At 69.3% G+C, this 22,545-nt stretch carries 18 protein-coding genes, 2 tRNA genes and 1 other RNA gene; 11 read left to right on the top strand and 10 right to left on the bottom strand.

The features are described from left to right. Positions 1 to 8: 8 nt before the first annotated feature. Positions 9 to 722: an SDR family oxidoreductase gene (locus FDA94_RS21420; protein ID WP_212735433.1), complete on the bottom strand. Its 714-nt coding sequence runs from the start codon at positions 720 to 722 to the stop codon at positions 9 to 11. A 62-nt stretch (positions 723 to 784) separates the two neighbouring features. On the opposite strand from FDA94_RS21420, the gene FDA94_RS21415 reads away from it, so the two are divergent. The 10 genes from FDA94_RS21415 (at position 785) to FDA94_RS21370 (ending at position 9,498) form a co-directional block, all read left to right on the top strand. Beyond that, entirely contained in the window at positions 785 to 1,414 is a 630-nt protein-coding gene (locus FDA94_RS21415; RefSeq protein WP_137248864.1) for a DUF899 domain-containing protein, read from the top strand. Between the two features lie 274 nt (positions 1,415 to 1,688). Next, positions 1,689 to 1,764, top strand: a tRNA-Leu gene (locus FDA94_RS21410). A 1-nt stretch (position 1,765) separates the two neighbouring features. Further along, positions 1,766 to 1,839 (top strand) — tRNA-Leu (locus tag FDA94_RS21405). Positions 1,840 to 1,892: 53 nt separating this feature from the next. After that, entirely contained in the window at positions 1,893 to 2,300 is a 408-nt protein-coding gene (locus FDA94_RS21400) for an NUDIX hydrolase (protein ID WP_137248863.1), read from the top strand. Between the two features lie 133 nt (positions 2,301 to 2,433). After that, positions 2,434 to 3,777, top strand: a complete 1,344-nt coding sequence (locus FDA94_RS21395) for an extracellular solute-binding protein (protein ID WP_137248862.1) — start codon at positions 2,434 to 2,436, stop codon at positions 3,775 to 3,777. Further along, positions 3,777 to 4,697 (top strand): carbohydrate ABC transporter permease, encoded by a 921-nt coding sequence (locus FDA94_RS21390; RefSeq protein WP_137248861.1) that lies wholly within the window; start codon positions 3,777 to 3,779, stop codon positions 4,695 to 4,697. The genes FDA94_RS21395 and FDA94_RS21390 overlap by 1 nt, the downstream gene beginning before the upstream one ends. Next, on the top strand, positions 4,694 to 5,521 hold the full coding sequence (locus FDA94_RS21385; RefSeq protein ID WP_246060076.1) for a carbohydrate ABC transporter permease: 828 nt from the start codon (positions 4,694 to 4,696) through the stop codon (positions 5,519 to 5,521). Before FDA94_RS21390 ends, FDA94_RS21385 begins: the two co-directional genes overlap by 4 nt. Next, positions 5,518 to 6,483, top strand: coding sequence for an N-acetylglucosamine kinase (locus tag FDA94_RS21380; RefSeq protein ID WP_137248860.1), 966 nt, complete (start codon positions 5,518 to 5,520; stop codon positions 6,481 to 6,483). The genes FDA94_RS21385 and FDA94_RS21380 overlap by 4 nt, the downstream gene beginning before the upstream one ends. Then, positions 6,480 to 8,276: a glycoside hydrolase family 9 protein gene (locus FDA94_RS21375; protein ID WP_137248859.1), complete on the top strand. Its 1,797-nt coding sequence runs from the start codon at positions 6,480 to 6,482 to the stop codon at positions 8,274 to 8,276. Before FDA94_RS21380 ends, FDA94_RS21375 begins: the two co-directional genes overlap by 4 nt. 19 nt (positions 8,277 to 8,295) lie before the next feature. Further along, the gene (locus tag FDA94_RS21370; RefSeq protein WP_212735432.1) at positions 8,296 to 9,498 is read left to right on the top strand and encodes an ROK family transcriptional regulator; all 1,203 of its coding nucleotides are present in this window, start codon (positions 8,296 to 8,298) and stop codon (positions 9,496 to 9,498) included. Between the two features lie 4 nt (positions 9,499 to 9,502). Here FDA94_RS21370 and FDA94_RS21365 read toward each other — a convergent pair whose 3' ends face one another. From FDA94_RS21365 to prfB, 8 genes are all read right to left on the bottom strand, one after another. Then, on the bottom strand, positions 9,503 to 9,907 hold the full coding sequence (locus FDA94_RS21365) for a type II toxin-antitoxin system VapC family toxin (protein WP_246060075.1): 405 nt from the start codon (positions 9,905 to 9,907) through the stop codon (positions 9,503 to 9,505). 14 nt (positions 9,908 to 9,921) lie between these two features. After that, positions 9,922 to 10,113, bottom strand: a complete 192-nt coding sequence (locus FDA94_RS21360) for a hypothetical protein (protein ID WP_170991052.1) — start codon at positions 10,111 to 10,113, stop codon at positions 9,922 to 9,924. A 571-nt stretch (positions 10,114 to 10,684) separates the two neighbouring features. Next, positions 10,685 to 11,074, bottom strand: a transfer-messenger RNA (tmRNA) gene (ssrA, locus tag FDA94_RS21355). A gap of 85 nt (positions 11,075 to 11,159) precedes the next feature. Further along, on the bottom strand, positions 11,160 to 13,040 hold the full coding sequence (locus FDA94_RS21350) for a penicillin-binding transpeptidase domain-containing protein (RefSeq protein ID WP_137248856.1): 1,881 nt from the start codon (positions 13,038 to 13,040) through the stop codon (positions 11,160 to 11,162). 3 nt (positions 13,041 to 13,043) lie between these two features. After that, entirely contained in the window at positions 13,044 to 13,526 is a 483-nt protein-coding gene (smpB, locus tag FDA94_RS21345) for an SsrA-binding protein SmpB (protein ID WP_062335428.1), read from the bottom strand. 23 nt (positions 13,527 to 13,549) lie between these two features. Continuing rightward, the gene (gene ftsX / locus FDA94_RS21340; protein ID WP_137248855.1) at positions 13,550 to 14,449 is read right to left on the bottom strand and encodes a permease-like cell division protein FtsX; all 900 of its coding nucleotides are present in this window, start codon (positions 14,447 to 14,449) and stop codon (positions 13,550 to 13,552) included. A 9-nt stretch (positions 14,450 to 14,458) separates the two neighbouring features. Further along, the gene (ftsE, locus tag FDA94_RS21335) at positions 14,459 to 15,148 is read right to left on the bottom strand and encodes a cell division ATP-binding protein FtsE (protein ID WP_062335424.1); all 690 of its coding nucleotides are present in this window, start codon (positions 15,146 to 15,148) and stop codon (positions 14,459 to 14,461) included. 357 nt (positions 15,149 to 15,505) lie between these two features. Further along, the gene (gene prfB, locus FDA94_RS21325; protein ID WP_137248854.1) at positions 15,506 to 16,621 is read right to left on the bottom strand and encodes a peptide chain release factor 2; all 1,116 of its coding nucleotides are present in this window, start codon (positions 16,619 to 16,621) and stop codon (positions 15,506 to 15,508) included. A gap of 71 nt (positions 16,622 to 16,692) precedes the next feature. Between prfB and FDA94_RS21320 the strand changes: the two genes are divergently transcribed. Further along, on the top strand, positions 16,693 to 17,700 hold the full coding sequence (locus FDA94_RS21320) for a DUF8094 domain-containing protein (protein ID WP_137248853.1): 1,008 nt from the start codon (positions 16,693 to 16,695) through the stop codon (positions 17,698 to 17,700). Here the strand turns inward: FDA94_RS21320 and FDA94_RS21315 are convergent. Further along, positions 17,690 to 22,540: an NAD-glutamate dehydrogenase gene (locus FDA94_RS21315; protein WP_137248852.1), complete on the bottom strand. Its 4,851-nt coding sequence runs from the start codon at positions 22,538 to 22,540 to the stop codon at positions 17,690 to 17,692. The two genes, FDA94_RS21320 and FDA94_RS21315, sit on opposite strands and share 11 nt — an antisense overlap. Positions 22,541 to 22,545 lie beyond the last annotated feature (5 nt).

Here is a 22,545-nt window from a genome sequence, read left to right as displayed (position 1 = left end):
ACAGTCTGTCAGACGAGGGTGAGGCCCCCGTCGACGGTCAGCACCATCCCGGTCGAGTAGTCCTGGGTCATCAGGTAGAGGTAGGCCTTGGCCACGTCCTCGATCTCGCCCACCCGCCCGGCCAGGCACGTGTCGGCGATCTCCTGGTACATCTCCTCGACGTGGAGCGTCCCCTGCCACAGCGGCGACCTGATCACCCCGGGGGCGACGCAGTTGACCCGTACGGGCGCGAACTCCACGGCCAGCGCCTTCGTCAACGCCTCAAGCGCCCCCGAGATGGACGCCGGCCCCGCCCACCCGAACCCCGGCCGGTCTTTGGCCACCCCCGCCGTCACGATGATGCTGCCCGTGTCGGGCATCCGGCCCCGCGCGGCCTTCGCGGCGGCCAGCGCGCCGAAGAAGCGGATCTGGAAGTACTCACGGGCCACGGCGATGTCGAGATGCTCGACCGGGGAGATGTAAAGGGGCTCCCCGGCCGTGTAGATCAGATGGTCCAGACGCCCGATGCGGCCGATGACGCTCTCGATGGCGTCCGGGTCGCTGAAGTCGGCGACGTCTCCCCACGCTGAATCGGGCAACTGGTCGAGGGTGTGGCGGACGTTCTCCTCGCGGGAGGAGACCACGACGACCTCGGCCCCGTGGGCCGCCGCGATCCGCGCGGCCCCGAACCCGATGCCTGAGGTGCCCCCGAGGAGAACGACCCGCTGCCCGTCCAGTTCCATCTGCATCCCCCTTGACCTGGGCACCCTCGGTTTCTGTCATACCCATTGGGCAGAATCCGCCTATGAGCAAACCACCAGTCGTATCACCTGAAGAGTGGCAACTTGCCCGCGATAACCTCCTGAAAGCGGAAAAGGAGGCCACACGGGCCGAAGACGCCGTCGCCGCCCAGCGCCGCCGGCTCCCGATGACGGAGTTCCGGAGTGACTACGTCTTCGCGGGTCCCGACGGGCCCCGCACGCTTCTCGATCTCTTCGAGGGCCGCGACCAGCTGATCGTCTACCAGTTCATGGACAACGGCCCGCGCCACTTCTGTCCCGGCTGCACCAAGTTCACCGACAACGTCCCGGCGGGAGCCCTGCCGGCGCTGGCCGAGAAGGGCGTCAGCTGGGCGACGATCTCCAACATGCCGCTGGCCCAGATCGAGGCCTACAAGGCCGAACGCGGCTGGACGCTGCCGTTCCTGTCGTCGAACGGCACGACGTTCTCCGACGACTGCGGCGCGGGCCGGGGCTTCATGCTGAGCGTCTTCCTCCGCGACGGAGACCGGGTCTACCGCACCTACAACACGACGGCGCGCGGGGTCGACCGCCTGGTCTTCACCCACAGCTTCCTCGACCTCACGCCGTGGGGCCGCCAGGAAGACTGGGAGGACTCTCCCGTGGGCTGGCCGCAATATCCGACCTACGGCTGAAATTCGCGGCGATGAGGCTGCCGCCGACCTCATCGCCGTCCATTAAACAATTCGCCCGCGCCGTTGTGAGCGGCTACGGTTTTCGACAACAGCAGCCGCTCCAGTCAAGCAGGAAAGGACGATTCCATGAGCTACGAAGCCCGGCAGGAACAGGCCGGCGGCCTCCTGCTCGTCCTGGTCCTGCGGCAGCGGCGATCCCCGGCTGAATAAAAGGGGAAACGCCCGCGAAGCCGCCAGGTGACGACCCGGCGGCTTTTTCATGCGCCGAATTCACGCGTCCGTAGCCCAACGGGAGAGGCGCCGGCCCGAGATGCCGGAGGTCGCGGGTTCGAATCCCGCCGGACGTACCAAGCCGCTCTAGCCCAACGGCAGGAGGCACCGTGCTCAGGACACGGGCAGTCGGGGTTCGAATCCCCGGGGCGGCACCCCGTTGATCCAGCGGTCCAGTTCGCTCGGGGTACAGACCACACTGGCACCCATGAACGGCACCATCGACAAGATCGCCTGGATCTGCCTCCGCGACGGGAGGATCCTCGGCGCCCGGTCGCACGGCAAGGACGCCTACTACGTCCCCGGCGGCAAGCGCGAACCCGGCGAGACCGACCTCGACACCCTGGTGCGGGAGATCCGCGAGGAGCTCACCGTGACCATCGCCCCGGGCACGGCCGTCCTGGTGGGCGTCTTCGAGGCGGGGGCCCACGGCCGGACCGACGGCGTCATCGTGCGGATCACCTGCTACACCGCCGACCACGAGGGCGAGCCGACCCCGGGCGGCGAGATCGCCGAGCTGGCCTGGCTCACCTACGCCGACCGCGACCGGGTCTCCCCCGCCAACCAGGCCGTCTTCGACCATCTCCACCACGCCGGCCGCCTCAGCTGGTCGTAAGGACTGTTGCCCGCCAGGCGCTGTTACGAGTTGATGTCGCCCCTTGACCCGTCCATAGGGCCGTCCTAGGGTCCATGGAAAGTTAGGAAGACTTACTAACTTGCCGTGCATCCCTGGTCATAGGAGGCACCACGTGCGCTCTCTCCCCCTCGCGGCAGCCGGACTGCTGGCCCTGACGCTGACCGCGTGCACCGCGGGCAACTCCGCGCCGCCCGCCCTCGGCGCCAAACCCACGACCACCTCGACCGACCCCGCCGCGCTGCCCGCCGCCACGCTGGAGCTGTGGCACGGCTTCTCCACCGACGTCGAGACCAAGGCGTTCGAAGACGCCATCGCGGGGTTCACCGCGAAGTACCCGCAGATCAAGGTGGTCGCGCAGAAGGGCATCCAGGACGCCCAGATCACCCAGGCGATCCGGGGCGGCCAGGCGCCCGACGTGGCGGCCTCGTTCACCACCGACAACGTCGCCCAGTGGTGCAAGAGCGGGGCGTTCCAGGACCTCACGCCCGTCATCGCGCAGGACGGCATCGACCTGAACGTGCTGCCGGCGGCGTCGCGGTCGTACACGGAGTTCGAGGGCAAGCGGTGCACGATGCCGCTGCTCGCCGACGCCTACGGCCTCTACTACAACAAGGCCCTGATGAAGGGCGAGCAGCCGCCGAAGACGCTGTCGGAGCTGACCGAGCTGACCAAGAAGCTCACCGTCCGCGACGCCGAGGGCAACATCGAGGTCGCCGGGTTCATCCCGAGCTTCCAGTACTACGAGAACTCCCCCAGCCACCTCGGGCCGATGGTCGGCGCGAAGTGGTACAACGACGACGGCACCTCGGCCATCGGCTCCGACCCGGCCTGGAAGCAGCTGCTCCAGTGGCAGAAGGAGCTCGTCGACTGGTACGGCTACGACAAGCTGGAGAAGTTCCGCAAGGGCCTGGGCGACGAGTGGGGCGCCGAGCACCCCTTCTTCGAGGGCAAGGTCGCGATGGTCCTCGACGGCGAGTGGCGCAACGCCATGATCGCCGCCGACCCCGAGGCCAAGGACATGGACTACGGCACCGCGCCGCTGCCCGTCGCCGACGACAAGCCCGACCTGTACGGCAGCGGCTTCACCGCCGGCACCGTCATCGGCGTACCGAAGGGCGCCAAGCACCCGCAGCAGGCCTGGGAGCTGGTCAAATACCTGACCACCGACACCGAGTCGCTGGTGACGCTGTCGAACGCGCTGCGCAACGTGCCCACCACCAAGGCCGCCATGGACCACCCCGGCCTGGCCAAGGACGACAGGTTCGCCACCTTCCTCGACATCTTCGCCCACCCGAAGACCTCGACCCTGCCCGCGAACGTCAACAGCGTCTTCAACCAGGACGCCTTCTCCACCTTCCTCATCGAGTGGGAGAAGGGCGCGGTCAAGGATCTGGACGCCGGCCTGGCGGAGGTAGACGCGCGCATCGACGACAAGCGGAAGCTGTCCGGGAGCTGATGATGGCGGCCTCCACCCGGGGCGAGGGCGTCCGCGCCCTCGTCTGGCTGGCCCCGTGGATCATCGGCATCGCGGTCTTCTTCGTCTATCCGCTGGCCTCCACGGTGTACTTCTCCTTCCACCGCTACGACCTGTTCACGCTGGAGTTCGTCGGCCTGGACAACTGGCGCTACGCCTTGTCCGACACCAGGCTCGGGCGCTCGGCGCTCAACACGCTGTGGCTCGTGGTCTTCATGGTCCCGGCCCAGCTGCTGTTCGCGCTCGGCGTCGCGCAGCTGCTGACCAAGCTCAAAAGCGGCGGCGGGATCCTGCGCACGATCTTCTACCTGCCGTCGCTGGTGCCGATGGTGGCGGGCACGGTCGCCTTCGTCTACCTGCTCAACCCGGCCACCGGCCCGGTCAACCAGCTGCTGGCCCTGGTCGGGATCACCGGTCCCGACTGGTTCGGCAGTGCCGCGTGGGCCAAGCCGAGCCTCACCCTGCTGGCCCTGTGGGGGGCGGGCAACACCGTGATGATCTTCCTGGCCGCGCTGCTCGACGTACCGAAGCATCTGTACGAGGCCGCTGCCATCGACGGCGCGGGGGCATGGCGGCAGTTCCGCAGCATCACGCTGCCGGTCATCTCCCCGGTGCTGATGTTCTCGGCCGTGACCGGTGTGATCTACGCGGTGCAGTACTTCACCCAGGCGATGATCGCCTCCCGGGTCGCCTCCGGCGCGACCGACTCGGCCGGCACCACCTTCACCCCCGGCTACCCGGACGGCGCGCTGCTCACCCTGCCCCAGCACCTGTTCCACACCGGTTTCCGTGACTGGTCGATGGGCCTGGCCTGCGTGTACGCCCTCATGCTGTTCGCCGTCTCGATGGTGTTCACCCTGGTGCTGCTGCGCCAGTTCGGCCGGGCGGAGGCGGCCTCGTGAGGCGCCGACGCGGCCTGGTCTGGATCGCCCAGCACGCCATCGCCATCGCCCTGGCGCTGATGTTCCTCGGCCCGATCGTCTTCATCGCGCTCACCGCGCTGATGACCGACGAGCAGGCCCTCACCAGCCGCCTGTGGCCCGACCAGTGGAACTGGGACAACTTCGCCGAGGTGTTCGCCCGCTCCGAACTGCTCACCTGGACGGCCAACACCTTCCTGTACGCCTCCCTCGCGACGGTCTTCATGCTGGCCTCGTCGATCCCGGCGGCCTACGCGCTGTCGCGGTTCCGGTTCCGGGGCGGCAAGGTCGCCTTCCTCGTGGTGATCAGCGCGATGATGCTGCCGCCGCAGGTCGTCGCGGTGCCGATCTACCTGGTGTGGGCGCGGCTCGGGCTGACCGACTCGCTGTGGCCGCTGATCCTGCCGATGCTGTTCGGCGACGCCTTCTCGATCTTCCTGCTGCGCCAGTTCCTCATCACGATCCCCCGCGACTACACCGACGCGGCCCGCGTCGACGGCTGCTCCGACGTGCGCATCCTGTTCACGGTCATCCTGCCGATGGCCCGCCCGGCCATCGCCGCGGTGGCGCTGTTCTCGTTCTTCTACTGCTGGAACGACTACTACGGGCCGCTGCTGTACGCCGGCGTCGACCAGGAGGGCTGGACCCTGTCGCTCGGGCTGGCCACCTTCAAGGCCTTCCACAGCGTGCAGTGGAACCTGACCATGGCGGCGACCCTGCTGGTGACCGCGCCGGTGATCGTCGTGTTCCTCTTCGCCCAAAAGGTCTTCATCGAAGGCGTCACGCTGACGGGGGTCAAGGGGTGAGGACGGTGCTCGCGGTCGACGGGGGCAACAGCAAGACCGATCTCGCCCTGGTCGCCGAGAACGGCGCGGTGCTCGCCACCGTGCGCACCGGCCCCTTCCTGCCGCAGAGCGAGGGTGTCGAGGCCGCCGCCGACGTGGTCGACCGGGCCGCCCGCGACCTGCTCGGCCACGGCCCGCCGTACGCCGACGCGCTGGCCGGCTACCTGGCCGGGGCCGACTTCCCCGCCGAAGAAGATGCGCTGCGTGCGGAGTTCCTGCTGCGCGGGTGCGCCAAGGAGGTGAACGTCGCCAACGACGTCTTCGCCGTGCTGCGCGCCGGGGCCGCGCGGCCGTGGGGCGTCGCGGTGGTGTGCGGGGCCGGGATCAACGCCGTCGGCGTCGCCCCCTCGGGCGAGGTGGCGCGGTTCCCCGCGCTCGGCAGGCGGAGCGGCGACTGGGGCGGCGGCGAGGAACTGGCCGACTGGATCCTGTGGCACGCCGCCCGCATGGAGGACGGCCGCGGCCCGTCGACCGCGCTGGCCGATCTGGTCGTCGGCCACTTCGGCACGGCCACCGTTCAAGAAGTGGTGCTATCACTGCATTTCGGCGATTTGTCCCCGGCTAGGCTGCATGAGCTCGTACCGGGCCTGTTCACCGTCGCGGCCGGCGGCGACCCGGTGGCCAGGGAGGTGGTCACCCGCCAGGCCGAGGAGGTCGCCGTGCTGGCGCGCGTCTGCCTCCAACGGCTGGGCCTGCTCGACGCCGCCGCCGAGGTGGTGCTCGGCGGCAGCGTGCTGACCGCGAAAGACCCGTACATGCACGGACTGATCGAGGCCGCGATCGGCGCGAGCGCACCGCGCGCGCAGGTCGTGGTCGGCACCCTCCCGCCGGTCGCGGGCGCCGCCCTGGCCGGACTGGACCTGTTCCACGCGGACGACTCCGCGCGCACCCGTGTTCGTGAACATTTCAGGAGGAGCGAATGACCAGGCTGTTCCCCGCCGCCCTCGCGCTGGCGCTGGCGGCGTGCGCGACCACCGCCCCGGCATGGGCCGACACCACCCCCAGCCACGTCCGGGTCGACCAGGTCGGCTTCCTGCCGGGCGAGAGCAAGCACGCCTATCTGATGACGAGCGGCGCGGCCGGCCGCTTCACCGTGGTCGACCACCGCGGCCGGACCGTGCTCACCGGCCACGCCGGCCGCGACCGGGGCGCCTGGAACAGCGGCTATCCCCACGTGTACGACCTCGACGTCTCGAAGCTGCGCGCCCCCGGCCGCTACCGGATCAAGGCCGGCGGCACCACCTCGGCCGAGTTCCAGATCGCCCCCAAGCACAACCCGGCCACCGACATCCTGGGCTTCTTCGGCCTTCAGCGGGACACCACCCACCACAACGACCGCGCCGCGTCGGTCTACGACTGGCCCACGTTCACCGGCCCCGACACCGACCAGATCAAGGGCGAGCTGACCAAGGTCGGCGGCCCGGTCGACGTCGAGGGCGGCTGGTTCGACGCCGGCGACTACCTCAAGTTCACCCACATCCTGTCGTACGTCGACACCCTGCTCTTCGCCGCCCAGCGAGACGGCAGGGTCCACACCGCGGCCCTGCGCGACGAGGCGACCCACGGCCTGAAGTACCTCGACAAGATGTGGGACGAGAAGTCCAAGACCCTCTACATCCAGGTCGGCGTCGGCGCCGGCAACGAAGAGGGCACTTTCATCGGCGACCACGACATCTGGCGCCTCCCCCAGGCCGACGACACCGACACCGCCGAGGGCCACCAGTTCATCCGCAACCGCCCGGTGTTCCGCGCTGCCGCCCCCGGCCAGCCGATCAGCCCCAACCTCGCGGGCCGCACCGCCGCCGCCTTCGCCCTGGCCGCCCAGCTGGAGCCCGACCGCAAGAAGGCCGCCCACCTGCTGGAACAGGCCGCCTCCGTGTACGCGATGGCCAAGACCACCGACGTGGGCCAGCTGGTCACCTCGCTGCCGCACGCCTTCTACCCCGAGAGCGTCTGGCGCGACGACATGGAACTCGGCGCCACCCAGATGACCCTCGCCGCCCAGCGCCTCCGCGACCCGAGGGCCGGAAAGTGGCTGGCCGACGCCGCCCGCTGGGCCCGCGGCTACCTCGACGACGACCAGGGCGACACCCTCAACCTGTACGACGTGAGCGCCCTCGCCCACGCCGACCTGATCACCGCCATCCGGGCCGCACGCGCCAGGGGCCTGGCCGTCTCGGAGGCCGACCTGATCGCCGGCCTGAAGGCCCAGCTCGACATCGGCGCCGCCCGAGCCGCCAAGGACCCCTTCCGCGCCGGCGCCCAGCACGACGAGTTCGACTCCGTCCCGCACGCCTTCGGCCTGGCCGCCACCACCCGCCTCTACCGCAAGGTGACCGGCGACCGCTCCTACGACGCCTTCGGCACCCAGCAGCGCAACTGGACCCTCGGCGCCAACCCGTGGGGCGTCTCCTTCGTGGCCGGCGCGGGCGCCAACTCCATCGCCTGCCCGCACCACCAGATCGCCAACATCACCGGCAAGCCCGCAACGGGCGCGGTGGTCAACGGCCCGAACAGCGCCGGCCTGTTCGAAGACGGTCTCGGCGGCCACTTCGACGAGATGCCCCCCTGCCCGCCCAACGGCGTCGACGTGTACAACGAGTTCACCGGCCACGGCAGCCGCTTCGTCGACGACGTCCGCTCCTGGCAGGCCTCCGAGCCGGCCGACGATTTCGCCGCGATCGCGCTGTACGCTTTGACCCTCACCTCGTCATGATCATCGCCGCGGAGATGCAGTGAAGCCTCCCCTTCACGGGACCCCCAGCCTGATGCGCGCGATCAACGAAGGCCGGGCCCTCCGGGTCCTGCTCGAACGCGGCCCGCTGACCCGTCCCGAGATCGGCGAGCTCACCGGCCTCTCCAAACCGACGGCCTTCCAGCTCCTGGCCCGCCTCCAAGAGGCGGGCCTGGTGGTCGCCGACGGCATCCGCGCGGGCCAGCCGGGCCCCACGGCGGAGATCTACCGCATCAACCCCGACTCGGCCCACGTCGCCGCCCTGGACGTCACCCACGACCGCATCAGCGTCCAGATCGCCGACCTCACCGGGACGATCCGGGGCGAACACACCGTAGACCTCACGGAAGGAACCCCCGGTCCACTGGTCGACCGCCTGGCCTCGGCGATCGCCGGGGCGACCCCGCCCGTCCCGCTGCGCCGGATCGTGATCGGCGTGCAGGGCGCGGTCGACCCCACCACGGGCCTGCTGTCCTACGCCACCGACGAGGACCTGCCCGGCTGGCGCATCCCCGACCTCCTCCCCACCCTGCGCGAGGGCCTGGGGACGGAGGTCGACGTGGAGAACGACGTCAACCTCGTGGCCCTGGCCGAACAGGCCCACGGCGCCGCGACCGACCACCCCGACTTCGTCCTCCTGTGGGCCGACGAGGGCTTGGGCTCGGCCCTGGTCATAGGGGGCCGCCTGCACCGGGGCTTCTTCGGCGGCGCGGGCGAGGTGGGCTACATGCCCACCCCCGGCGTGGCCACCGCCCGTGACGGCGGCCGCTTCGGCCACCACGGCTACCAGGCCCTGGTGGGCGGCCCGGCAGTCCACGACCTCCTCCGCACCTACGGCGTGGAGGCCCCCGACTTCCGCCGCGCCATGACGGCCGCGGTAGCCCTGTCCCAGGGCACCGACCGAGCGGCCGAAGAGGCCCGCGCGGGCCTCCGCCTGGTCGCCTCCCGCCTGGCCGTGGGCCTGGCGGCCATCGCCTCGGTCGTCGATCCGGGCCTGGTGGTGCTGACAGGGGGCCTGCCGGTGGCGGGCGGGGAACTGCTGCGTGACCTGGTCGAACGGGAGCTGCACGCGCTGGCGCACTCGCGCCCTCAGGTGCGGCTGTCGGCACTGGAGGGCAACCCGGTGCTGGCGGGGGCGCTGGAGCTGGGGCTGACGTCCGTACGGGAGGAGCTGTTCGAGGGCGTCCTGGTCAGCCGTTCCTAGACCGTCAAGCAGTGGCATCCGGAGGCCGCGGCACGGCCACGATCTCCACCATGTCCTCGAGCCCGGCGAAGTCTTTGGGATTGGCGGTGTAGAGAGGGAGCCCGTTGCTCGCGGCGATCGCGGCGATCATCAGATCGGCCACTCGGCCTCGCGGCTGCCGACCACCGGCTCGAACGGCCGCACAGATCTGGCCGTACATACGAGCGGCCTCGTCGTCGTAGGGCAGCGCGTCGAATGTGGCCTCGACATGCTGCAGCACCGCCATCCGCCGAGCCCGCCTGATCGGATCGTCGGTCGCGTGCGGCGCGTCAGACAACTCACCGAGCGTCACAGCGGTGATGAGCACCGCCTCCGGAAGTTCATCAGCGTTGTGGAGGGCCAGCACCGCCACGATGTTCGTATCCAGCACACCTTCCGCGTGTCTCACAGACCGGTCCCCTCAAGGGGATCGTGAGGCAGTTCCTGATCGATACCGGCGTCCAGGTCGGCACGCAACTCGTCGACATCAAGAGCAGGCGCACCGGCGAAGATCGCCAACACTTCGCCGGTCGGAACGGCACGCCGACGCTTGATCGGGACGACATCGGCAAGCGGTTCACCATTGATGGTCAACACATACCGCTGCCCCCGCCGCAGCCCTCGCGTAACACTCCCCGAGTCATTGACGAACTGCCGCACACTGACATCAACCGGCCGCGATCTCCCGCTCATCTCCACCCTCCACCCGTACCACGCTGTACCACACTAACACCGCAACCCTTCCGCAGATGAGCGGCGTGAAGCCTTCACCGAACTCCTTGGGACGGGGCAGCACTCCCACAATCGAGGGATCTGCAGCGCATCACCCCACTTTCATGGGGTGAAAATGCGTCAATCGCACTGAGGTACCCGTCGTACGAACGTTCATCAGGACCCTCATCGCCGGATCGTTCGGATTCGAAAGCCGAGCGAAGCGAGGCCTTGCCAGGGAGCGCGAGGGGCGGAGCCCATCGCCAGGGAGCGCAGCGACCCCGGAGCGCAGCGACCCCGGAGCGCAAGCGACGCCAGGGGCGCGAACGCGCACCAGGGGGAGCGCGAGGGGGCGCCAGCCCCTTCGCATCGGGGGGTTCGGGGGTCGCCCCCCGTAGAAACGAGGAATGGCCCGCGGCAGCCGCCCCGAAGGGGCGTCAACCACGGGCCATTCCGAGAGTGGAGGTGGCGGGAATCGAACCCGCGTCCTTCAGCACCGAGTCAGGGCTTCTCCGGGCGCAGCCTGTTTAGCGTTTTCTCAGCCCCGGCGCTCTCACAGGCGAGTCGCCGACGGGCTCATCCGCTGTTTGTTTTCCCATCCTCCCCCGCGGCCGGCGAAGATGGTGGAGCCTCCTAGCGATGCCAGATCCCGGGCCGGAGGCGGTCCCGGGCTGACACGGTTTAACTCGTCTGCTTAGGCAGCGAGAGCCAGGGAACCCTGGCTAACCGAAGTGGCCTTGGTATTGGCACTTATTTGTTTGCGGTCACAGTGTTAACGAGGTTATGTCCGCCGTCCTCGGCCCGCTTCCCCTGGCTTGTAATGCCAAAGTCGAAACCGGTCACCCCCTGTGCAGTTGTCAAACCCGTCCGCGCAAGCGTCCGGACACCGCAACTTTACCCGTACAACCACCCCGCCGCGAACACGTATTCCCTCAGGGCGCCAGCGCGCCGAAGAACGACCCCGCCACGGCGGGGGCGGCGCCCGGGACGCTGGTCTCGACCATCGCGGCGATGGCGATGTCGCCCTGCCAGCCGACGAACCACGACAGCTGGCGGCGCTGCTTCTTGTCGGTGAAGCCGACGTGGGAGGCCACGCCGTAGACCTCCGACCCGGCGACCGACGCGGCCTTGGCCGACCCGCTGGTCACTCCGGCCCTCATGAGGGTACGCAGCGTCGAGACGCGGCCGGGGTCGAGGCTGATCGGCTTGGGCGGGGTCGCGGGAGTGGCGGCCGCCTCGGCGCTGACGTCGGGCAGGGCGGGGCTGCTGACGAGAACGGGCGGGCGCCAGGTGCCCGACTGGACGGCCGCGGCGACCAGGGCCATCGCGAGGGGGCTGACCTGGACGCTGGTGCCGGCGATGACCTTGGCGCGGGTGGCGTCGGTGGCGGGGGTGGGGACGTGGCCGCTGTGGCCGGGGAGCGGGAGGGTCCAGTCGGCGCCGATGCCGAACTGCTGGGCGCTGAGGAGCAGGTCGTCGCTCTTGACCTTGCGGGCCAGGGAGGCGAGTGCGGTGACGCATCCGTGGGCGAAGTCGGCCTCGAAGGTGGGGGCGGCGGCGGTGACGCCGACCTGCTGGAAGCGGGCGCCGCCGACGGTGCGGTCGGCGGTGCAGGGGATCTTCTCCTGCGTGTCGAGGTCGGCCTTGAGCAGGGCGTCGGTGGTCACGATGGAGAAGGCGGTGCCGGGCGGGAACTTGCCCGCGAGGGCGTCTCTCTGCTGGTGGAAACCCTTGGTCGCGATGGCGCGGATCTCACCCGTGGAGGCCTGCACGGCGACCAGCGCGGCCGGCTGGGAGCCGGCGACGGCCAGGTCGGCGGCGTGCTGCATGGCCGTGTCGAGGGTGGTGCGGACCGGCGCGTTCTTGCGGCCGGGCCACGACTTGAGTTCCTTCACCTGCTGCGACGACTTGGAGTCGAGGACGACGACGCGGGTCTCGGTCGAGCCGGTGAGCTGGTCTTGGTAGGCCTTCTGGAGGCCGTCGCGGCCGACGGTGTCGCCGGCCCGCTGGGGGCCGCCGAGCTGCTGCTCGCTCTCGGGGGTGACGGCGTTGACGCGGCCGACGATCTGCGCGGGCGACTTGGGGGCGACCGGCGGGTGGACCTGTTCGATGGTGAGGCCCTGGATCGCCTGGAGCTTGGCCGACAGCTCGCGGTACTTGTTGGGGCCGAAGGTCGCCAGCGGGACCTCGTCGGTCGGCGGGGCCGACAGGATGCGGCTGAGCAGCCGGTCTTGGGCGAACCCGGTGATCTTGGAGAGCTCCTCGCAGACCTTGGCGGGGTCGGTGAGCTCGGCGGGCACCACCTGGGCGACGTACTGGGTGTCGTCTTCCTGGAGGGTGTCGCCGTTGCGGTCGATGATCGGCTGGCGGGGCTCGGGGTCGATCTTCACCGCGAGCCGCTGGCCCTCGTGGAGGTCGGGGTGGACGACCTCGGGCGACCAGTGCACCTTCCACCGGCCGTCGACCAGCCGCAGCGGGAGCACGCTGTCGTACTCCCACAGCGGGTTGTTCTCGCCCAGGTTGACCTCGGCGGAGAAGTTGGCCTTCGCGCTGTCGCCCTCGCGGCTGATGGTGCCGAGCGCGAAGCGGATCGAGGCGGCGTCGAGGTGGAGGCTGGCGTCGCCGAGCGCCTTCACCACGGTGGCCTCGTCGGCGTCGGCCCGGCGGGCGGCCATCTCGTAGTCGCCGCTCTGCCAGCCCACGAGAAAGTCGCGGACCGCCTCGTGGGGGGACGGCTCCTCGAAGCAGGCGGTCAAGCCGGGCGCCAGAAGCGCCAGCGTGAGCGCCAACCGAAGGGGACGACGGGCGGTCACGGCCTAGCGGCCCCCCTTGCGCCGGACGGCGTTCGACATGGCGCGTGACATATCCCGGTTGTCCTGCTTCTCACGAAGGGTCTGACGCTTGTCGTAGTCTTTCTTGCCGCGCCCGATGCCGATCTCGATCTTGGCCCGGCCGTCTTTGAAGTAGAGGGCCAGGGGGACCAAGGTGAGGCCCTTCTCCCGCAGCGTGGCGTAGATCTTGCCGATCTCCTTGCGGTGCAGGAGCATCTTGCGCTTCCGCTTGGCGGAGTGGTTCGTCCAGGTCCCCTGGGTGTATTCGGGGATGTGGACGTTGTAGAGCCACGCCTCGTCGTTCTCGACGGCGGCGAACCCGTCGGTGAGGTTGGCGCGGCCCTCCCGCAGCGACTTCACCTCGGTGCCGGTCAGGACCAGACCGGCCTCGTAGGTGTCTTCGATGAAGTATTCGTGACGGGCACGTTTGTTCTGGGCGATGACCTTGCGCCCGGTCTCACGAGGCATGGCAAGAGCCTACCGGCGGCTCGTCACACCCGCAGATAACGGCGGAGCGTGATGAACGAGGCGAGGATACAGATGATCACGCCGATGGCCATCGTGCCGGAGATGATCCCGGCGACGGTGTTCCAGCCCAGGGCTTCGGGGATGAAGTTCTGGATGCTGTCGAAGATCAGAACCTTGCTGGTGATGAGCATGACGGCGGCCAGGACACCACCGATCAGACCCGCGATGACACCCTCGAGGACGAACGGCAGCTGGATGTAGACGTTGGACGCCCCGACGAGCCGCATGATGCCGGTCTCGCGACGGCGGTTGAACGCCGACAGCCGCACCGTGTTGCCGATCAGCAGGGTGGCGGCGAAGACCATCGCGAAGGCGACCGACAGGGCCATCCACTGCAGCTTGTCCATGAAGCCGAAGTAACTGTCGAGCAGCTGGCGCTGGTTGACGATGTTGGAGACGCCGGCCTGGCCGGTCAGCTCCTCGGTCACCGCCTGCGACTGGTCGGGATCTCCCAGCTTGACCCGGAACGACTCCGGCATGTCTTCGACCTTGAGGAACGAGGCGAAGACGTTGTTCGACTGGTTGTCGAGGAAGTTCTTGTAGGCCGTGGCGGAGTCTTCGAAGATGACGTCCTCGACCTGCGGCATGCCCTTGATGACGGCCTCGAGCGCCGTCTTCTGCTCCTCGGAGATCCCCTTCTTGTCCGTACACGGCTCGAAGGGGGAGTTCTCCTTGCACAGGTAGACCGAGAGCTCGACCTTGTCGGACCAGTAGCTGGTCATGCTCGAGACCTGTGAGTTGATCATCAGCCCGATGCCGAGCAGCGCCATGCCGACGGCAACGGTCACGATGACCGCGATGGTCATCGTGAGGTTGCGACGGAGGCCGATCCAGACCTCGGAGAAGATGAAATTCGCCCGCATGCTTCCTTCTTAGTAAGCCTGGCCGTAGACACCCCGCGACTGGTCGCGGACGATCTTGCCATCCTCCAGCTCCACCACGCGCTTGCGCATGGAGTCCACGATGGCGGCGTCGTGCGTCGCCATGAGGACGGTGGTGCCGGTCCTGTTGATGCGGTCGAGCACCTTCATGATGCCGATGCTCGTCGCGGGGTCGATGTTTCCCGTCGGCTCGTCGGCCAGCAGGATCATCGGTCGGTTGACGAAGGCCCGCGCCATGGCCACTCGCTGCTGCTCGCCACCCGACAGCTCGTCGGGCATGCGGTGGGCCTTTCCTTCTAGGCCGACCAGCTCGATGACCTCGGGAACGACCTTGCGGATGAAACGGCGCGGCTTGCCGATGACCTCAAGGGCGAACGCCACGTTCTCGTAGACGTTCTTGTTGGGCAGCAGCCGGAAGTCCTGGAAGACGCATCCGATGCGGCGCCGGAGGTGGGGCACCTTGAAGTTGGAGAGTTTGGAGAGGTCCTTGCCGGCGACGTGGATGGCGCCGGAGTTGGGCCTTTCCTCTTTGAGGACCAGGCGGAGGAACGTCGACTTTCCCGAACCCGACGGCCCCACGAGGAACACGAACTCGCCCTTGTCGACGTCGACCGAGATGTGGTCGAGCGCAGGGCGATTCTGGTTCACATAGACCTTGGTGACATTATCGAAATGGATCACGGGCGCATCACGGCATGCCAGTCTAGGGGGCGGGGGACATCCATACCGGGGGGCGCCGGTCTCTTTGCTCCAGATCGACGTTCCGGTTGGCCAGAGCTCAGTCTAGGGGTAACACTGGCATGGAACGTCCATAACGGAAACAAAACGATTAGGGCATAGGTAAAGGGCTGATGAGCTGCGAACACTTGGTATGCGCCGCGTGCGCCGCACCTGTGGTGGAGGGTCGCTGCCCCTCCTGCCGTGCCGCCAGGGAGAAGATGCACCAGCACGGATTCCTGGGACTGCCACCCCTTCTGGTGGCCCTTGTGATAGTGCTCGCCCTCGCCCTGACGGCGCTGAAGGTCGCCTACAGCTGACCTATTCCTGGCCCGACTCCTGGCGGCGCATCCAGCGGATCTCGCCCTCGATGAACTCGTCGAGGTCGCCGTCGAGCACCGCCGTCGGGTTGCCGGCCTCGACCCCCGTGCGCAGGTCTTTGACGATCTGGTAGGGGTGCAGCACGTAGTTGCGGATCTGGGTGCCCCAAGAGCTGGTGGTCTCGCCGCGCAGCTCGCTCATCGCCGCGGCCTCCTCCTGCCGCTTGCGCTCCAGGAGCTTGGCCTGGAGGACGGCCATCGCCGAGGCGCGGTTCTGGAGCTGCGACCGCTCGTTCTGGCACGACACCACGATGCCGGTCGGCAGGTGGGTGATGCGCACCGCCGAGTCGGTGGTGTTGACGCCCTGACCGCCGGGGCCCGACGACCGGTAGACGTCGACCCGGAGGTCGTCTTCGTTGATGTCGATGTGGTCGGTCTGCTCGACCACGGGCACGATGTCGACCCCGGCGAAGGAGGTCTGGCGGCGGCCCTGGTTGTCGAAGGGGCTGATGCGGACCAGCCGGTGGGTGCCGTGCTCGCCGCGCAGGGTGCCGTAGGCGTAGGGCGCCTTGACCGTGAAGGTGGCGCTCTTGATGCCGGCCTCTTCGGCGTAGGAGGTGTCGTAGACCTCGGTGCCGTAGCCCTTGCGCTCGGCCCAGCGCAGGTACATGCGCAGCAGCATCTCGGCCCAGTCGGCCGCGTCGACGCCGCCGGCCTGGGAGTTGATCGTCACCAGGGCCTCGCGGGCGTCGTATTCGCCGGCCAGGAGGGTGCGGACCTCCATCGCGCCGATGTCGGTGCGCAGGGAGGCCAGTTCCTTGTCGGCCTCGGCCAGGGTGTCGTCGTCGCCCTCTTCCGCGGCCAGTTCGTAGAGGACCTTGAGGTCTTCGAGCCGGGAGGTCAGGCCCTCGACCCTGTTCACCTCGCCCTGGAGGTGGGAGAGCTTGCTCGTGACCTTCTGGGCGGCCTCGGGGTCGTTCCACAGGTCGGGTGCCGCGGCCTGTTCGCCCAGCTCGGCGATCTGCTTGCGCAGGCTGTCGAGGTCGAGCACGTCCTGAATGCTGTTCAGGGTGCCGGTAAGCTCGTTGATCTCTTCTGCTGGATCGATGGCTGCCACGTTTCTAAAGGGTACGCGAACACCGGACCGACTCAGGTACGGTCCCTTTTGCACAAGGGAGGGGGATTCACATGCGCCGCGCGCTGACCCTTCCTCTGGCCTTTCTGCTGCTGGCGGGATGCACGAGCCAGGGCCCCGCGCCCAAGCCGAGCCCGGTCGCCGCCACCACCAAGCCCTCCCCCACTCCGGCCCCGCCCGCCCTCACCCTCGACGAGGCGGCCAGGGCGGCCGACGTCTTCCTCGGCGCCGACGACGTGATCAGGAGCATGGGCGACGGCCGCATGGCCCTCGACCGCGCCAGGGACGGCCAGGACCCGCTCGTGCTGGCCGAATATCGGTCATCCGAAAACAGGCCCATCCGATACTCCTGGGGACCGCGCCGGCTGATCGTCCCGCGCCTGCAGAAGGGGGTCACCCCCTGGTTCGCGGCGGTGGCCGAGCGGCGCCACGGCAAGGTGAAGCAGACCGCGATCATGACGTTCATGAAAGAGGGCGAGTTCTGGCAGCGCGGGCTCGCCACCCTGCTGAACAGCGGCGCCGTCCTGCCCCAGATCGCCGAAGACGCCGAGGGCTACGCCGTCTCGCTCGACGCCCGCGACCAGTCGATCGCGATCAGCCCCAACCTGCTGGGCCCCCTGCACGCCACGGTCGCCGAGGAGGGCCCCGACGGGTTCACCTCCGACCTGATCGAGGAGGGCCCGCTGACCAAGGGCTTCTTCGACGACATCGCCGCGCAGAAGAAGATCTACAAGACCGAGGGGTACGAGTACATCTCGATCTTCGCGGCGGCGGCCTCCTACCCGGTTCAGGCGGTCCGCACCGCCGACGGCGGCGGCCTGCTCTTCTACACGCTGACCCGCACCAGCCAGTGGATCCCGGCGCTGCCCAACGCCGTGGGCGGCCATCTGCCGATCCCGGCCGACGCCAGGTGGGACCTGACGACGACCGAGATCCTCAAAGACCGGCGGATCCAGGAGACCCAGCAGTTCCTGGCGCTCGTCCCGCCCCGCACCTCCACCGCGAAGGCCGAGATCATCGCCTACGACGGCCGGATCACCCAGGCCAGCGCTACGGAGTAGCGCGCGGCAGACCGCTGGTGGCGACCAGGGTCCGGATCGCGCGCAGGGCCACCGACAGGGTCGCCAGGTCGAAGACGTCGCTCTCCCAGATCTCCGACAGGGTCTGCCGCGACCGGGTCACCTCGGCCTCGTTGGCCTCCGACCAGCGGGCCAGCCGCTCCTCCGGCGCCTCGCCCGGCTTGCTGTGCATCAGCACGTCATGAGTGAGGCTGGCGTGGGCGGCGTAGAGGTCGTCGCGGAGCGCCGAGCGGGCCATCGTGTTCCACCGGCTGTCGCGCGGCAGCGCTATCACGCGTTCGCGCAGGCGGGCGAGCTGGACGCGGTCGGCCAGGTCGAAGTAGACCTCGGCCACCTCGCTCACCGGCCGGTCGGTGGCGACCGCGATCTCGACCAGGTCGAAGGTCGAGTAGGCGGGCACCATCGCGGCCACCCGCTCGGCCAGCTCGTCGGGCACGCCGCGGCCGACGAAGTGGTCGCGGCGCTCCTCGAAGGCGGTCAGGTCGGGACCGGTCAGGAGCTTGGGCAGGTTGGGCAGCAGGGCGGCGCCCTCGGCGAAGAACCGGGCCGAGGCGGCCAGGTCGAGCGGCGGGCGGCGGTTGTTGAGCAGCCAGCGGGTGCCGCGCTCCGACAGCTTGCGGCCTTCGAGCAGCATGGCCAGCTGGGTGTCGACGTCGACCCGGTTGTCGAGCCCCTCGACCTGGCGGCGGAACGCGGGCAGGTCGAAGACCCGCCGGGTCACCAGGTAGGCCCGCGCGATGTCGGGCGTGGAGACGCCCAGCTCCTCGTGGAACCGGAAGACGAAGCTGGTGCCGCCGCTGTTGACCAGGTCGTTGGTGACGCCGGTGGTGATGATCTCCCGCCGCAGCGGGTGATTGTCCATGAAGGTCTCGTACGCCCCCCGCAACGCCGACGGGAAGTAGGAGACCAGCCACTCGCGCAGTGCCGGGTCGTCGGGCAGGTCGCTGGCGAGCACCTCCTGGTCGACCACCAGCTTGGTGTAGGCCAGCAGCACCGAGAACTCCGGCGCGGTCAGCCCGAGCCCGGCCTGGCGGCGTTCGGCCAGCGCCTTGTCGGAGGGGAGGAACTCCAGCGCCCGGTTGAGCTGGCCCTGGCGCTCCAGCCGCCGCAGGTAGCGGGTGTGGATGTGCAGCATGTCGGCGGCCTGCTTGCGGGCCGCGGCGAGCACCACGTTCTGGGCGTGGTTGTCGCGCAGCACCAGGTCGCCGACCTCGCCGGTCATCTGGGCCAGCAGCCCGTTGCGCTGCTTCTCGGTCAGGTCGCCCTCGCGGACCGCCTCGTCGAGGAGGATCTTGATGTTGACCTCGTGGTCGGAGGTGTCGACCCCGGCGGAGTTGTCGATGAAGTCGGTGTTGACCAGGCCGCCGCGCAGCGCGAACTCGATGCGGGCCAGCTGGGTGAAGCCGAGGTTGCCGCCCTCGCCGATGACCTTGCAGCGCAGGTCGGCGGCGTTGACCCGGAGCCCGTCGTTGGCCTTGTCGCCGACGTCGGCGTTCGACTCGGCGGTGGCCTTGGCGTAGGTGCCGATGCCGCCGTTCCACAGCAGGTCGACCGGGGCCCGGAGGATGGCGCTGATCAGGTCGTTCGGGGCCAGTGAGGTGACGGCGGCGTCGATGCCGAGCGCGCTCCGCATCTGCGGGGAGACCGGGATCGACTTCGCGGTACGCGGCCACACCCCGCCCCCGGTGGAGATCAGGCCGCGGTCGTAGTCGTCCCACGAGCTGCGCGGCAGGGCGAACAGGCGCTCGCGCTCGGCGAAGCCGCGGGAGGCGTCGGGGTCGGGGTCGACGAAGACGTGGCGGTGGTCGAAGGCGGCCACCAAGCGGATGTGCCGCGAGAGCAGCATGCCGTTGCCGAATACGTCGCCCGACATGTCGCCCACGCCGGCGACGGTGAAGTCGGTGGTCTGGGTGTCGAGCCCGAGGGTGCGGAAGTGGTATTTGACCGACTCCCAGGCGCCCCGTGCAGTGATGCCCATGGCCTTGTGGTCGTAGCCGACCGAGCCGCCGGAGGCGAACGCGTCGCCCAGCCAGAAGCCGTAGTCCTTGGCCACGCCGTTGGCGATGTCGGAGAACGTCGCGGTGCCCTTGTCGGCGGCGACCACGAGGTAGGTGTCGTCGCCGTCGTGGCGCACCACGTCGGCGGGCGGCACGACCTGGCCGTGGACCAGGTTGTCGGTCAGGTCGAGCAGGCCGGAGATGAACTGCTTGTAGCAGGCGACGCCCTCGGCGAGGAACTCGTCGCGGCCGCCCTGCGGCGGGTGCTTGACGACGAAGCCGCCCTTCGACCCGGTCGGCACGATCACGGTGTTCTTCACCATCTGCGCCTTGACCAGGCCGAGGATCTCGGTCCGGAAGTCCTCCATGCGGTCGGACCAGCGCAGCCCCCCTCGGGCCACCTTGCCGAAGCGCAGGTGCACTCCCTCGACGCGCCGTCCGTACACGAAGATCTCGAACTTGGGCCTCGGGAGGGGCAGCACGCTGATCGACTGAGGGTCGAACTTCAGCGAGGTGTACGGCTTGCGCCGGCCCTCGGCGTCGTGCTGGAAGAAGTTGGTGCGCAGCGTCGCGCCGACGCATTCGAGGTAGGCCCGCAGGATGCGGTCCTCGTCGAGCGAGGCGACCTCGTCGAGGGAGGCCAGCACCTCTTCCCGCAGCGCGGCCGACATGTCCTCGCGGGAGGTCTCGGGCAGGCGCGGGTCGAGCCGGGCCTCGAACAGGCGCACCAGCAGGCGGGCCAGCCGCAGGTTCCCGAGCAGCGTCTTCTCGATGTAGTCCTGCGAGAAGGTGGCCCCGGCCTGGCGCAGGTACTTGGCGTAGGCGCGCAGCACCTCGGCCTGCTCCCAGGTCATGCCGGCGGCGAGCACGAGCGCGTTGAAGCCGTCGTTCTCGACCTGGCCCCGCCACAGGGCGGCGAAGGCGTCCTGGAACAGGCGCTTGAAGTCGTCGGCGGCCAGCTCCGCGGCCCGGGTGTAGCGCAGCCCGAAGTCGTAGATCCAGGCGTCCTTGGTGCGCGGGTCGTTGTCGCGGTCGACCTGGTAGGGCCGCTCGTCGACGACCTCGACGCCCATTCGCGCCAGCAGCGGCAGGACGTGGGACAGCGAGATCGCCGCGCCGAGCCGGTAGAGCTTGAACCGCCACTCCCCCTCGACCGCGTCGAGCGGTTCGTAGAGGTTCATGGCGATGTCGTCGGCGTCGTCGTCGCTGAGCTGTTCGAGGCGCTTGAGGTCGGCGACGGCGGCGCGGGGCGGGAAGTCGGCCTTGTAGCCCTCGGGGAAGGCGATGCTGTAGCGGCGGATCAGCCCCGGCACGTCGGCCTCGTCGCACAGGTCGGCGATGGCGGCGGCGAGGTCGTCCTCCCAGGTGCGGGTGGCGGCGGTGACCTTGGCCTCCAGAGCGTCGACGTCGACGCCCTCGGTGGTCAGCGGCACGCCGCGCTCGCCGCGGACGACGACGTGCAGCCGGGCCAGCGCCGACTCGCCGATCATCGCGCTGTAGTCGAGGGTGTGCCCGCTCAGGGCCTTCATCAGCAGGTCCTGGATCTGCAGGCGGACCTTGGTGGTGTAGCGGTCGCGCGGCAGATAGATCAGGCAGGAGATGTAGCGGCCGTAGTCGTCGCGGCGCAGGAACAGCTTGACCTGCTTGCGCTCGCGCAGCCGCAGCACGCCCAGGGCGATCGGCAGCAGCTCGTCGGCGGAGATCTGGAAGAGCTCGGCGCGCGGGTAGGTCTCCAGGATCTCGATGAGGTCCTTGCCGTCGTGGCTGTCGGGCGACAGCCCGGCCTTCTCCAGCACGGCGGCCAGCTTGCGGCGCAGCAGCGGCACCCGGGAGATCGACTCGTTGTAGGCGACGTGGGTGAACAGGCCGAGGAAGCGGCGCTCGCCGACCACCTCGCCTTCGGGCGAGAAGAGCTTGACCCCGACGTAGTCGAGGTAGGCGGGGCGCGAGACGGTGGCCCGGCTGTTGGCCTTGGTGACGATCAGCACCTGCTTCTCGCGGGCCTTGGCGCGCAGCTCCGGCGGCATCGCGGCGAAGCTGCCCGAGCCCGCCCGGTCGGGGCGCAGCACGCCCAGGCCGGTGCCCGGCTGTGAGGTGAGCGTGTCGTCCTCTTCGAGCCGGTATTCGCGGTAGCCGAGGAAGGTGAAGTGGCCGTCGGCCAGCCAGTGGAGCAGCTCCAGGCTGTCTTCGACCTCGCCGGGGTCGAGCGGCGGCGGGTTGACCGCGAGGTCGTCGGCGGTGGAGACGGCCAGGGCGCGCATCTTCGCCTGGTCTTCGACCGCGCCGCGCACGTCGTCGAGGACCCGTAGCAGGTCGGACTCGAGCAGGCCGCGCGCGACCGGGTCGGTCTGGCGGTCGATCTCGATGTACATCCACGACTCGGCCAGGGTGAGGCCGGTGACGTCCATCTCGTCGGGCCCGAGGAGCCGGCCGGTCATGTCGCGGCGCACCCGCATCTGGGGGTGGACGATCAGATGGGCGCCGAGCTCGTGCCGTTCGATCTCGTTGGTGACCGAGTCGACCAGGTAGGGCATGTCGTCGGTGACGATCTGGACCACCGAGTCGCCAAGGTCGCATCCGTGGTCGTCGGGGGCCTGGGGAAGCACCCGCACCAGCGCCCGTCCCTGCGGCCGGACCGCGGCGAGCCTGCGGTGGGCCAGCGCCGGACCGTAGATGTTGGCCGGGTCGCGGTGGGCGAGGTCGTCGGGCGGGACGTTGCGGTAGAACTCCCGTAGATATCCGAGGGTGTCGTCATCGGCGTCGCCGCACGCGGCGGCGGCCGCGCGGAGCAGGTCGTCGAGTTCCCCGGCCGGATCGAGCGGCATCGCGG

This window comes from Herbidospora galbida (genome assembly GCF_005233835.1).
In the GTDB taxonomy this organism is placed as follows: Bacteria; Actinomycetota; Actinomycetes; order Streptosporangiales; family Streptosporangiaceae; genus Herbidospora; species Herbidospora galbida.
The sequence above is the reverse complement of the archived record's forward strand: the minus strand, read 5'-3'. Positions and strand labels throughout refer to the sequence as shown.